Origin of the sequence: Enterovibrio norvegicus FF-33 (assembly GCF_000286835.2) — a bacterium.
GTDB lineage: Bacteria > Pseudomonadota > Gammaproteobacteria > Enterobacterales > Vibrionaceae > Enterovibrio > Enterovibrio norvegicus_A.
Map to the genome: position 1 here is coordinate 1 of NZ_AJYD02000011.1, position 12,773 is coordinate 12,773.

Annotated in this window: 12 protein-coding genes and 1 tRNA gene; 1 reads left to right on the plus strand and 12 read right to left on the minus strand. The window is 47.5% G+C overall.

The window, feature by feature from the left end; all coding sequences use genetic code 11:
* Window positions 1-308 precede the first annotated feature (308 nt).
* From A1OO_RS01600 to A1OO_RS01655, 12 genes are read right to left on the minus strand one after another with little or no spacing between them, the layout of a single operon-like run.
* Window positions 309-2,000: an ATP-binding SpoIIE family protein phosphatase gene (locus A1OO_RS01600; protein ID WP_016959629.1), complete on the minus strand. Its 1,692-nt coding sequence runs from the start codon at window positions 1,998-2,000 to the stop codon at window positions 309-311.
* Between the two features lie 43 nt (window positions 2,001-2,043).
* Window positions 2,044-2,343 (minus strand): STAS domain-containing protein, encoded by a 300-nt coding sequence (locus A1OO_RS01605; protein ID WP_016959631.1) that lies wholly within the window; start codon window positions 2,341-2,343, stop codon window positions 2,044-2,046.
* Between the two features lie 8 nt (window positions 2,344-2,351).
* Window positions 2,352-3,518 carry a methyl-accepting chemotaxis protein gene (locus tag A1OO_RS01610; RefSeq protein ID WP_016959632.1) on the minus strand — a complete coding sequence of 389 codons (1,167 nt, stop codon included), beginning with the start codon at window positions 3,516-3,518 and terminating at the stop codon, window positions 2,352-2,354.
* Window positions 3,511-4,554: a protein-glutamate methylesterase/protein-glutamine glutaminase gene (locus A1OO_RS01615; protein ID WP_016959633.1), complete on the minus strand. Its 1,044-nt coding sequence runs from the start codon at window positions 4,552-4,554 to the stop codon at window positions 3,511-3,513. Before A1OO_RS01615 ends, A1OO_RS01610 begins: the two co-directional genes overlap by 8 nt.
* Window positions 4,554-5,195: a hypothetical protein gene (locus A1OO_RS01620; protein WP_016959634.1), complete on the minus strand. Its 642-nt coding sequence runs from the start codon at window positions 5,193-5,195 to the stop codon at window positions 4,554-4,556. The genes A1OO_RS01615 and A1OO_RS01620 overlap by 1 nt, the downstream gene beginning before the upstream one ends.
* A gap of 44 nt (window positions 5,196-5,239) precedes the next feature.
* Complete coding sequence (locus A1OO_RS01625; RefSeq protein WP_016959635.1) at window positions 5,240-6,091, minus strand: CheR family methyltransferase; 852 nt, start codon at window positions 6,089-6,091, stop codon at window positions 5,240-5,242.
* Between the two features lie 2 nt (window positions 6,092-6,093).
* Entirely contained in the window at window positions 6,094-8,481 is a 2,388-nt protein-coding gene (aer2, locus tag A1OO_RS01630; RefSeq protein ID WP_017005064.1) for an aerotaxis transducer Aer2, read from the minus strand.
* Window positions 8,482-8,486: 5 nt separating this feature from the next.
* Entirely contained in the window at window positions 8,487-8,960 is a 474-nt protein-coding gene (locus A1OO_RS01635) for a chemotaxis protein CheW (protein WP_016959637.1), read from the minus strand.
* A 9-nt stretch (window positions 8,961-8,969) separates the two neighbouring features.
* Entirely contained in the window at window positions 8,970-9,476 is a 507-nt protein-coding gene (locus A1OO_RS01640; RefSeq protein ID WP_016959638.1) for a chemotaxis protein CheW, read from the minus strand.
* 9 nt (window positions 9,477-9,485) lie between these two features.
* Window positions 9,486-11,543 (minus strand): chemotaxis protein CheA, encoded by a 2,058-nt coding sequence (locus A1OO_RS01645; protein ID WP_016959639.1) that lies wholly within the window; start codon window positions 11,541-11,543, stop codon window positions 9,486-9,488.
* 22 nt (window positions 11,544-11,565) lie between these two features.
* The gene (locus A1OO_RS01650) at window positions 11,566-11,925 is read right to left on the minus strand and encodes a response regulator (protein ID WP_016959640.1); all 360 of its coding nucleotides are present in this window, start codon (window positions 11,923-11,925) and stop codon (window positions 11,566-11,568) included.
* A 30-nt stretch (window positions 11,926-11,955) separates the two neighbouring features.
* Entirely contained in the window at window positions 11,956-12,234 is a 279-nt protein-coding gene (locus A1OO_RS01655; protein WP_016959641.1) for an STAS domain-containing protein, read from the minus strand.
* 369 nt (window positions 12,235-12,603) lie between these two features.
* Between A1OO_RS01655 and A1OO_RS01660 the strand changes: the two genes are divergently transcribed.
* Window positions 12,604-12,679, plus strand: a tRNA-Phe gene (locus A1OO_RS01660).
* The last annotated feature ends 94 nt before the right edge of the window (window positions 12,680-12,773 follow it).

Genomic DNA, 12,773 nt, shown 5'->3' on the forward strand with positions numbered 1-12,773 from the left:
ACTGTTAATCCGTATGTCGCAAGTTCAAGTCTTGCAGGGGGAGCCACATTATAAGGCCTTGTCGAAAGACGAGGCCTTTTTTGTATGTGTTAATCGCTTCGCGATTTGTCGCAACCTTAGGCGGGCCCGTTAAGTCTTGCAAGGGGAGCCACTTTAAGAAACCTAGTCTTCGGACTGGGTTTTTTTTCGCCTTTTTTTCAGTGCGCTGCACTGATTGTCGCAAGCCTAACAAAAAGCGCAGACAAAAAATCCTGCACATTAGCAGGACTTTTTAGCGTGTCATTAAACGGCTTTGCCACTCCACTCCCCTAACTGTTGTATTCCATACCTGAAGCAAGCTTATACGTGCCTCTGGCAGTTCTTCCTTCGTCTTCATAAGTGAAGAACTCACAAAGCTCGGTGACCAGTGCAATCCCGCGTCCACATCGTGCCAGTGATTCTTCTAACGTGCTGTCGATATCATCGACCCAAAATCCCTCGCCATTATGGGTCACATAAAAACTGAGTTCACGCTTGGTCGGATTAAACGAGATACCCGCTTCCATATACGCAAAAGCATCCAGTGCTTCCAAGCGAGATTGACGCTCCATGTAATAATCCAGAAAACCATCATCATCGGATTTCAAACTGGATTCTAACTTCAGCAAACCATGCTCCAACGCGTTATTAGTCAGTTCAGATAACACGGTGCACATCAAATCTAAATCAATGTTGCTGCCAAGGGTTCCCTTGAGCATTCGCCTCACCTCACCAACCAGATTCACTTTACGAAGCTCTTTTGCACCAAAATACACATTGAGCTGCGCGGGGGAACGACGGTCATAATAATCAGGATCGCCCGGCTGTTGTTCAATACGGCTGCGTATCGGCGCAGTCAGTTCTAGCATAGACATATCATCGCCAACACCACCACCACTGGTGAATTTCGCCACATGCTCGCGAGTCATGTCTATCACATTGGAACTGGGCGTCGAAATCAAGGCTTCTAGCCCTTCTTCACCCAGTTCATGCCCCTCAGCATTTCGCGCTTCAGTCACACCATCAGTGAAGAAGAACAGCTTATCGCCTTCTTCTAGAGTCAGGGCAACAAGATTGGCTTCAAACTCATCAGAGTCCATCGCGCCCAATGCCATGTGCGCTGAAGGCAACCTCTGTTTAATCTCACCATGACGATCAATAATGTAGCCATCTGGCATACCGCCTCCCCACCAGTTAATGTCTAAACCATTGGCCGACACTTCCAGCAAATTGGCAGCTACCAGCATGCCTGGTGGTAGAAAGGTTTTCAGGGTTGAATTCATTTCTTTGACAATGTCACCCAACGCGAAACCATTCTTAGTCATCGCGAAAAAGGCTTTCGTTGCGGGTATCGAAGAAATGGCAGCAGGCAAACCATGGCCGGTTGCATCCGCCAACATCGCGTAAATTCCGCCTTGTGGCCTTGGCGTCACCAACACCACATCACCATTGAAGTTGGTGTAGGAGCTAGTGTAAAAACTCACCCCTTCAGCTTCCTGATAACAGCCTTGCATCAGATTACTGAATATCGTTTCTGCCATGGTGTGTTCGTAGAGGGTGTGGGCTTGAAAGTGCTTAAGCTTGTCGCGTTGAATGGCCACTTCGTTATAAAGGCGCACATTGCGGCAATGAGCGCGGACTTTCGCCACAATGGTGGTGCGGCTGATGGGTTTCGTTAGGAAGTCATCACCGAGCGTCATACAGCGATTAAACGCGTCGTTATCCGTAATTCCGGTCAAAAAGATAATCGGAAGATACGCACTTTTGTATCGCATTCGGATCTGTTTAGCGGCCTCGAAACCATCCATCTCTGGCATCAACACATCCATGATGACGATGTTGGGCAGCTCTTCCATTGATTCGAGCATATCCAGTGCAATCTGACCGTTATCAGCAATGAGCAGTTCATCAAATTCGTCTTTGAGTACATGCTCTAGGAAACATTGCAGTGAAATTTCATCTTCAACGATAAGCACTTTCACACGCTATCCCCCTAATGATTTCAACAACAGCTAATCATCTAAATTACTCAATGATGAATTTCTTTTCGAAACGCGCAATCACCAGCACTCGCTTGATTTGAGGCATAGTGTTGATTAAACGAATGTCCCCTTCTTTTTTGTTTAAAAAGGTCTGCATATTGAGCAACATCCCAAGACCCGCACTGTCTATGTATTCCGTACCACGGAAATCAACGATGATCTCTTTCCCCTGACAATCTTGATACGCATCGCGGAATTCCTGCACCACGCTGAAATCAAACTGTCCGTTCACATGGATAACAACAGATTTTCCGTCATTTCTTTCTTCACGACTGATAGCCATACCGTCTCCTAAAACAGTTCTATGTCGCCTTCATCAGCAGACATTTGTTTTGCCGGCGCTCTCGCTGCAGAGCCCGCCATTTTTTCGATTTCATCAACAGCTTTGTGTAATGCAATCCAATCCACTTCATTGGCCGCTAAGCTATCAATAATCAGTGCATTTAAGTCTTCCAAAATATGAAGATTGCTCAGAACATGCTGCCCTTGCTGTGAAACGATGTCAGCAAACTGAAGCCCTTGAATACTCTTGGACACTTCGCCGCGAACCGTTTCACCCTTTTCCGTTACCTTGCCAATCTCCATCGTGACCTGTCGGTTGACTTCTTGAACCCCTTTCAATAACGCTTCAATTCGTGTTTTAGACTCAATAGAAGTTGTCATATCCAGCGTCGCAATCTCTCCGACAATCTTACTGGTTTGCTTCACTGTGTCTTGAGCAAGATTGATGTCCTTGTTAATTTGGCTATTCAGTGTCGACGTGCGATTGGCGAGATCTCTCACTTCAGATGCCACCACACCAAACCCCCTACCAAGCTCGCCCGCCCTTGCCGCTTCGATTGCTGCATTAAGTGCTAACAAGTTAGTTTGATCAGACATCGCCTGTACTTGATCAAGCAGGTTAAACACTGCATCCAACTTTGCAGACATATCGTGAATACAGTGAATCGCCGTGATACTTTTCTCTGACACCGTCACCAGCAGCGCAATGTACTGATCTATTGCTTGTTCTGTTTCTGGCAGCACCTTGGCCAAATTAAATTCACTATCGGTATTATTGAGAAGCTCACCCACCATGTGCTTAGACAAGGATGCCTGTTCACTCACCGCCCTCTCCATACCAAAGAAACTCGAGTTAAGGTTATGAACCGAGTCGTCGATAACTTCCTGTTGACGATCCAACTGCTCCCGAATCGGCACCAGTTCAATATTCAAAATGCTATGTATCTTGTGCAAGATAGCGGTGGATTCGCACGACACAGAACTATTGTCCTGAGAAGAGTCATGATCCTCTTGTGAAAGACTATCTACAGATTGCTGTCGCCACAAATAAGCGACAGAAATGATGACAATGACTGACGATGTAATGCTCAACGGTGTTTGCTGAAGGAAAAGCGGTACAGCACTGGCCGCAATAGCTAAAACAGCAATAAACGATGTCGATATTGTTCTATCCATACACTTTACCCACTAAGTACGTGGCAATTTTATCCAGCGGAAGTACCTGCTGTGCCGCCTCTATTTCAATCGCTGCACGTGGCATACCCCACACCACCGAGCTTTGTTCATCCTGCGCTACAGTTAACGCGCCTGCTTGTCGCATTTCTAACATACCTTGTGCGCCATCTCGTCCCATTCCCGTCAAGAGAACCGACAGCGAACGTCCCCCTGCGGCTTGAGCAACAGATGAGAACATCACATCAACCGAAGGTTTATGCCGTTGAACAGGCTCGCTGTCGCATCGTGTACAGTAGTAACACCCAGATCGCTTAACCACTTGTAAATGCTGATCGCCCGGTGCGACATAAACACGGCCATTAACTAAGGGCGCCCTGTCTGACGCTAATTCTTCTACCTGAAGTTTGGATGCACGATTCAACCTCTCAGCGAATGACTTACTGAAGACCGCTTTGATGTGTTGAGTGATCACAATCGGGGGCATCATGTCCGGCAACGCTTCTAGCACGTTACGAATAGCTTCCGTACCGCCAGTGGATGCACCGATGGCAATGATGTCGTATGCAGAACTCAACTGACGACCAGATACACTGATTTCAGAGGGCGTTCGGTGCACAGCACCCGCGATGTTTGCCGTTGCCGCCATTTTGACTTTTTCTACCACCAGCTGTCGGTAGTTACTCATTTCTGACGCGACATTTTCTGTCGGCTTAGGGAAGTAATCCACTGCGCCAATTTCCAGTGCCGCTAACGTGGCTTCAGCGCCATGCTGTGTCAGCGTCGAAATCATCACAACAGGCATGGGATGGAGACGCATTAGGTTACGTAGGAACTGAACCCCATCCATTTTGGGCATTTCAATGTCTAATGTGACCACGTCAGGCTTGAGTTTTTTAATCTTTTCTCTGGCTTCGAAAGGGTCAATTGCCAATCCCACAACTTCGAGTTGAGGATCTGAATTGATAACATCACTAAGCAATGCTCTAAAAACAGCAGAGTCATCAACGATCAGTACTCTATGTACTCGCTTACCCATTAAAATAGCTCCGCATTTTCGCCATCGTCGCGTTTTGCTTCAGACACCAGACGGCGTTTATAATTGGTTTCTTCCGCTTCGACTTCACCGCGGTAGCCTCTGAGTTTCTTCACCCAAGCCTTGCCTGTCATTGGATCAAAGACGACTTTTCGCGGAAAATCACTTCCCATGTCTTCCCCAATCACATTCAATCCTTCGCTTTGTACATAGTTACGAATGAACGCAATGTTCTTCTCACCAATACTTGCTTGCTTACCCATCACCATCCCGCCACCAAATAACTTCACGCGCAGACGACTTTTAATCGCACCTTGCTGGATCATGGTATTGATCAACAACTCCATCGCGTAGTTACCATAGCGGGCTGCATTTGACCGCCACTGAGTGGGGTCCCACCCTTCAATATTGTCGGCGTCGCCAAATGGCAACATAAAGTGATTCATGCCTCCCAGCTCAATGAATGGGTCCCACACGCAGGCAGATATACAGGAACCGAGCCCCGTTGCTATCAGCTCACGCTCGGAGGTAACATACACCTCTCCCGGCTGAATTTTCACCATCATCATTTGCTTGCCGGGGTGGAAAAATCGCCTCGCACCCGCCCCTATAGGGCAACCAGTAAGCTCCAGGATTTTATGCATACAACGCTCAGTTCGCTGTTATTTCGAAGATGCAGTCACTGCGATTAAGGCTTGCGAAACATGGTTTGACCCAAGTTCTCAAATTGACTGCCCATTTGCCCGATGCTTTCAGAGTGACCGATGAATAAAATGCCGCCACTGCCAAGTTTTTCCCAGAAGCGATAAATCAGCTGTTGCTGCATATCTTTCTCGAAATAGATCATTACGTTACGACAAAATATGGCATCCAATGGCCCTTTATGAGGCCAAGCAGCGGTTAGGTTAAGCTGCTTGAACGTTATCGCTTGCTGAACTGACGGTTTCACTTTCAATAATTCCTGCTTTTTGCCTTTACCACGGATAAATCCGTGATGAAGCATGGCGGCAGGAATCGCCTTGCTCGCTTCGATGCCATAGGTGCCATTTCGACCAACCTCTAGCACTTGTGTATCCAGATCGGTCGCCAATATTTTGCAGTCATAGCTCGGCGTTAGCAGACCACTGGCTGCGAGCGTTGATGCTATGGTGTAGGGCTCTTCGCCCGTAGAGCACCCAGCAGACCAGATACGAATACGTCGCTTTTTCTGGCTTTGCCATTCTGGCACCATGGTGTTAGTGAGAAAATCAAAGTGATGCTTCTCTCTAAAGAACTGTGTTTTGTTCGTCGTTAGCGCATTAACAAACGCAATTCTCTCGTCCATATCACTATTAACACGGGCGAAATAGTCGCGAAAGTTAGTGATCCCCGTACGACGAAGCCGCCTCGCAAGCCTTCCATATACCATTGAGGTTTTACGCTCAGAGAGTGAAATCCCCGTTTCTCTGAGCATAAATTCCTGAATGTAAGTGAAGTCATCAGCAGTGAACTCAAACTCACGCTGCTCTTCAATTTGACTCAGCGCCTGAATTGCGTCCACCGTTAGAACTCCTCCCAATCATCATCAGAAGACGCCGCAGAAGGCGCTGACCCGTTGGCCACTTTTTTCATCGGTGGCGGTGCTGACGGAGCTCTCATTACTGGTGTCTGCGCAGCTGGCTGCTGGAAGCTTTTTATTTGACCCGCATTGGGGTTGTTAAGCCCTGTACGCGTGTTGTCGACTTGGAAGAAACCAATCAGATTGAGCAGTTCACTCCCCTCATCGCGAAGGGACTGGCTCGCGGCAGATGCTTCCTCAACCAAGGCGGCATTTTGCTGCGTCATTTCGTCCATCTTCACAATCGCTTTCGATATTTCATCAATGCCAGTTGCTTGCTCCTGACTGGCTGAGTTGATCTTGCCAATTAAGGTCGACACTTCACCTACCGCATCAACAATCTCATTCAACATCCCGCCCGACTCATCCACCAAACGAGACCCTTCTGAAACTTTTTCAACACTGTCTTTGATAAGATCTTTGATTTCTTTTGCCGCCCCTGCACTGCGCTGAGCAAGATTACGAACCTCACCTGCAACCACGGCAAATCCACGACCTTGCTCACCGGCTCGGGCTGCTTCAACCGCCGCATTGAGTGCAAGAAGATTAGTCTGGAAAGCAATTTCATCAATCACGCTAATGATGTCTGAAATACGCTTACTGGCTTTGTTGATTTCACCCATGGCTGAGACGGTTTGCTTCACTACCTCCCCACCTTTCTGTGCTTTGGTGCTCGCATCTTGTGACAAGCGGTTGGCTGAATTAGCACTCTCGGCATTTTGTTTCACCGTTGAGGTCATTTCTTCCATGCTTGCAGCGGTCTCTTCGAGACTTGCTGCCTGCTCTTCGGTTCGTTCGCTGAGATCACTGTTACCTTCTGCGATTTCACCCGATGCAGAAGCGACACGCGCTGACGATGCCGTGATTTTCTCAACCATGTCACGCAGGTTGGTAATGGACGTGTTCACCGCATTACTGAGCGCCGCAAAGTCACCTTTATAATCTTCTGGCATGTTGACCTTAAGATTACCTTCGGACACCTTACTCATCACATCGCGACAGTTATTCATCGGCTCGACCATGTTGTCGAGCAGGCCATTGACGCCCTCGCTGAGGTTGGCCATAAAGCCAGAGTATTTGTTGGTATCCATACGAGAACCAAGACGTCCTTCTGACGCGTCTTTTATCAGCCCCTGAACATCTCGCTGACCCGCCATTTGCTCCGTGATGTCTTCCCACTGCAGAGCTGGACCAATGTAGTTACCCGCCGAGTCATACATGGCGATACACGTTAAGGTGAACTCTAACTCGCCCACTTGAATCTGAGCGGTGTGGGGCAAGCGATCTGGATTGTTAATAATGGATCGCTGATGCGCGGGGTTTTTGTGGAAAATATCGATGTTCACCCCGTTAAGTTTATCGGCCTGAAACCCAGGGAAAAACTTGCGTAAATCGTCTTCGCGCTTACCCAGTAGCTTCTTAAGCGCTGGATTGTAATAGGTAATGTTGCCTTCTTTATCTGCCATCATGATATTGGTGGTCATACCTTCAACAGCAGACACGAGACGCCCTACTTCGATTTCACGTTCACGCAGTTGAGTAACATCACGCCACTCGAGGCTGTTCCCGATGTAATTGCCGCTGGCATCAACAATGGCTGCTACGTTAAGCTCAATCTTAAGATCAGCAACGCTGATATCCGTCTTGTACGGCAGATTTCCTGGACTGGACAACAACTGACGTTGGTGCGCTGGGTTCTTGTGAAACTCATCAATACAGCGCCCCATTAACCAATCGCTGGTCGCAGTGAAACCGGGCCACATTTGTTTGAAAGACCCTTCGTGCTTCTTAAACAACGTCAAGGTCTGTTCATTGATATAAGTGATGCTCAAGTCACGATCGATCAACACCATGGCCGTCAATGACTGATCGATCGCTGCGCGAAGGCGGGCTCGCTCGGTATCGGCAAGGATCTTTTCTGTCACATCGTCCCATTCCAATGTGTTGCCCACGTAGTCGCCACTCGCATCAATCACAGCACCAACGACGAGACGAAGTGACACATCTCCCACCTTGATGATCGTTTCGTGTGGCAAGTTAGCGGGGTTAGACAGCATCTGCCTTTGATGAGCCGGATTTTTATGGAACAAGTCGATACATGTTCCTTCAATCCACTCTTTCTCCGCCCGGAAAGTGGGCCATTGTGAGCGGAATAAATCTTCATGCTTTTTAAGCAATTCCACTGATTTTTTGTTGACGTAGAAGACCTTAAAGTCTCTATCCACCATCATCAATGCCGTCTGAGCGGTATCAAGCGCCGATACAATATGCGCCTTTAATCCCTGCTCTTGTTGTGTGTTTTCAGTTACAGCCTCTTTTTTCCACCAAGACATAATCGTCAATCCTCGCTAACCAGATCTGGCTGCGTTACTTCATGCAACACGTCGAAATCAAATAGTCGTTCAAGTTGTATTAACACCACGTGGTTTCCACTGACAGACGCAATTCCTTCAATGAATCGCTCGTCAATTTTGACAAAACCGGGTGCCGCCTTAATTTGACTCGCCGATAGCTGATATACCTCAGCGACTGCATCGACAATTATTCCCAAAGACTGTCCTTCTGCATTTCGGACAATCACCACCACCGTCGTCTTACTTAAAACGGAAGGGGGCATATTGAATCTTTGCCTGAGATCGATAATGGGGATGTACTCTCCCCTCAACTCAAGCACCCCCAGCAAATAGCTCTCGCTGTTGGGCAGTTTTCTGATATCAGACCAGCCACGGACCTCTTTCACATCAAGGATGTTAAGTCCGTACTCTTCGTCATCTATCATGAAACTCAGGTACTCCATCACCTCTTCTGACATAACGCCTCCTTAGTGAACTAGCCCTTCAATGCTGAGTAAGGCATCGACATCCAGCAGACTCATCACTTGGGCATCCACGTTCAGCAAGCCGCTAACAAAAGGCATCACTTGTGAATCACCAATGGGCGGAATTAAACTCTTATCACCGAGATCAATCACATCAGAGACCGCATCCACCACAACACCCATCATTCGATTGCCTGCGGATTCACCCGCTTTCAGAATAAGCACCACGGTTGTCGGTAAATACTCAACAACACCGATGTTAAACCGGACACGTAAATCCATAATGGGCACGATCATGCCGCGCAAGTTAATGACCCCAAGAACAAACTCGGGTGAACGAGGAATCACGGTGGGCGATTCCCAAACACGGATCTCTTCCACTGCCTGTATATCGACCCCATACAACTCGTGCGCTAAATCGAAACTGAGGAAATCGGATCCCTTAAGGCGGTCTTGACCATCTACCGGTTCATCATTCACGTCTGTGGCCGCCAGAGCTTGATTTGTCATGCTCTCCTCCTACGCCGCTATGTGGCTGTTTGTATCGGCGACTCGACTCAAAAAGCCAGTCATCAGTCCCTGAATATCAAGAATGAGGGACACGGAACCATCACCAAGAATGGTGGCACCCGAGACGCCATTCACACGGGTATAGTTAGACTCAAGGCTCTTAATCACAACCTGCTGCTGGCCAAGCATTTCATCGAGCAACAAACCAACGCGGTTGCCACTCGCTTCAACCAGACACAATAGTTGCTTGTCCAGTGCGCCAGATTCTCCGAGTCCAAACTCTTCTTTAAGGCGCAATATCGGAATGTTCTCATCTCGTAATCGATAGAGTTCAACGCCACCTGTCGCGACTTTTACGCGTTCAGATTCAATCTGAATTGATTCAATAATTGAGATCAGCGGCACCACAAAGACTTGATCAGCAAGCTTCACAAGTTGCCCATCGAGAATGGCTAAGGTCAGCGGCAAACTAATGCGGAATACACTGCCCACATCAATTTCTGAATCGACCTCAATATGCCCACCTAAATCTTCGATGTTACGCTTCACCACATCCATCCCGACGCCTCGGCCTGATACATCAGACACAACATCTGCCGTTGAAAATCCTGGCGCGAAGATCAAGTTGTACACTTGGTGATTGGTTAAGTCGTCCAATGAGGTATCTTGATGGATAAGCCCTTTTTCGATGGCTTTTTTCCACACTCTTTCTTTGTTTAGTCCAGCACCGTCATCGCGCACTTCAATGACAATAGAGCCACCTTGGTGATAGGCATAAAGCGACACGCGACCCGTTTCTGATTTCCCTTTATCAGCACGCACGTCCGGGAGTTCAAGACCGTGGTCAACCGCATTACGGACCAAATGCACCAGCGGATCGGTGATCCTTTCGAGTACGGTTTTATCCAGTTCGGTTTGTTCGCCTTCAATGACAAGTTCCACCGTTTTTCCAAGTTGAGCCGACAAATCGCGGATCAGGCGCGGGAAACGGTTGAATGCAAAGCTGATCGGCAGCATACGAATATTGAGTACGCTTTCTTGCAACTCTTTGGTGTTTTGCAATAGCTGATCAAGCCCCGCTTGCAGACGCTCAATCTTGCTCTCTGAAAAGTTCTGGCTGAGTTCCGTCAACATAGATTGCGTGATGACCAATTCACCCACGAGGTTGATCAAGTTATCGACTTTGTCGATCTCAACCCGAATCGAAGACACCGCATCAGATTTAGTCGCGGCTTGTTTGGCAGCTGGCTTGGCTGCAGTTGCAGGTTTTGGCGCAACAGGCTCCGCTTCGGCAGAAGACGCAGTAACATCCAGCGCTTCATCGGGCTCTTTTTGAGTGCGCGAAATGGCTAAATCACATTCGTCTTCGACCCATTCAAAAATCTCTTCAACCAGCGCGATATCAATATGACCTTCCACGGTAATGCGCCAACTGAGGTAGCACATTTCTGGTTCCATCTCACTGAGCGTAGGAAGTGCATCGGTTAAACACTCAACGTTACAATGAACGCCGAGTTCAAAAAGCTCACGAAGAATTCGTACCGGATCGTTGCCAGAAAAGAACATGTCTTTATGAGGCGTAAACAGAACAATCCAGTCCCCGTCACCCTCTAATTCTCTGGCTGTAGAAGGCTCTGGCTCATCCGCAACAACAGGTGATGCCTTATCTGCACGACCAGAATCGAGTAGTTTGTTCAGCTCGTCGGTGAGCGCATCTCTTAACACATGATCGAAATCTGAATTCGTTTCATATGCAATCAACATGCTGTTGATACAGTCGCCGCCTTTCAGGAAGAGATCGATGGTGCTTGAGTCTAGACGACGCTTACCTTCCCTCGCCTCATCGAGTAATGTCTCCATGACATGAGTAAACTGGCTAATCTCATTGAGATTAAAGGTCGCTCCACCACCTTTGATTGAGTGAGCCGCCCGAAAAATGGTATTAATAACATCAAGATCGATGTCGCCATCGGGATCGAGTGACAGCAATTCTCGCTCAAGGATTTCAAGGTTCTCACGACACTCCTCGTAGAAAATCCGGCGCAGTTGGTCCATGTCCAAAGCCATAGTGATCTCCTTGCTTGAACACTTAGATAACGCGTTGCAACGTTTTCAGAAGGGTATCGGGGTTAAACGGTTTAACAATCCAACCTGTTGCACCAGCAGACTTGCCCATGCTCTTTTTCTCTGCAGACGTTTCAGTCGTCAGCATCAAAATGGGTGTGAATTTATATTGCGGTACTGCACGAACTTGACGAACAAATTCAAGACCGTCCATGTTCGGCATATTTACGTCTGAAATAATGACGTCATATTGGCCCGATTTGGCTTTTGAAAGTGCTTCAGCGCCATCGTTTGCAGTTTCCACTTGGTATCCTGCTTCTTTAAGCGTGTGGCTTACCATTTGACGAATTGAAACAGAATCGTCTGCAGCTAGTATCTTTCGCATACTGTCACCCTGATTGAACTACGTGAAAAACTATTCAGCAAAATCGACCAAGCCTAAAGGCTCAACCAATCCCAATGTCTTCGCTGCTCCAATTAACTCGTCCGATGCACCTTCCCACTTCCATGTAATGGACTGGTTGTGGCACAAGATTTTGGCTGTTAAGAGGAGCTGCAGCCCCGGAGCATCAACGCGTGAGACCTCGCTACCATCGATTAGCAAGTTTTCAGACTGCTCCAATTCGACTTGCAGGCGGTCTTTAAGACCCATAACCTGCGTAATGTCTAATTGTTCTCCCAATGAGAATCCCATCGCAGAATTCCTTCTCATTCCTGTTGACTTACGTCGGAAATATTTATGTCTCTGTAAGTGTAGCAATAATGGGAAGAATGGAAGTTTTTTAGTCAATTGGATTTAAAGTAAGACAAATAGTAGGGATTTATTGAGGATTTTGGCGACCAGAGATTTTGTATAGCAATGAAATAAAAGCTAATCGTTTAGTTTGGAAGCAAAAATAGACATGTCACTATTATTTTATCACCCACAAAACGATGAAAGCAGGTCAAAGAAAAATCACAGTGGTCGGATTAGCGACAAATCAAGCAAAAAAGCAGCAGTCAGACGATTTTAGGCGAAATTATTTTGACAAGAACGCGCCTCTCCTATTTAATAGCGCTCGTTGCCTCGATAGCTCAGTCGGTAGAGCAGGGGATTGAAAATCCCCGTGTCGGTGGTTCGATTCCGCCTCGAGGCACCATATTGCAAGAATGGTTATTGATTCAGCTTCGGCTAAATTGGTTACTAGCAATTCCCCCTTAGTTCAGTTGGTAGAACGGCGGACTGTTAATCCG

Bases quoted from the DNA above. Each gene is read 5' to 3' on its own strand.
- A1OO_RS01605 (WP_016959631.1), bottom strand. From the start codon at position 2,343: ATGGCTATCAGTCGTGAAGAAAGAAATGACGGAAAATCTGTTGTTATC.
- A1OO_RS01610 (WP_016959632.1), bottom strand. From the start codon at position 3,518: ATGGATAGAACAATATCGACATCGTTTATTGCTGTTTTAGCTATTGCG.
- A1OO_RS01615 (WP_016959633.1), bottom strand. From the start codon at position 4,554: ATGGGTAAGCGAGTACATAGAGTACTGATCGTTGATGACTCTGCTGTT.
- A1OO_RS01620 (WP_016959634.1), bottom strand. From the start codon at position 5,195: ATGCATAAAATCCTGGAGCTTACTGGTTGCCCTATAGGGGCGGGTGCG.
- aer2 (WP_017005064.1), bottom strand. From the start codon at position 8,481: ATGTCTTGGTGGAAAAAAGAGGCTGTAACTGAAAACACACAACAAGAG.
- A1OO_RS01635 (WP_016959637.1), bottom strand. From the start codon at position 8,960: ATGTCAGAAGAGGTGATGGAGTACCTGAGTTTCATGATAGATGACGAA.
- A1OO_RS01640 (WP_016959638.1), bottom strand. From the start codon at position 9,476: ATGACAAATCAAGCTCTGGCGGCCACAGACGTGAATGATGAACCGGTA.
- A1OO_RS01645 (WP_016959639.1), bottom strand. From the start codon at position 11,543: ATGGCTTTGGACATGGACCAACTGCGCCGGATTTTCTACGAGGAGTGT.
- A1OO_RS01650 (WP_016959640.1), bottom strand. From the start codon at position 11,925: ATGCGAAAGATACTAGCTGCAGACGATTCTGTTTCAATTCGTCAAATG.
- A1OO_RS01655 (WP_016959641.1), bottom strand. From the start codon at position 12,234: ATGGGATTCTCATTGGGAGAACAATTAGACATTACGCAGGTTATGGGT.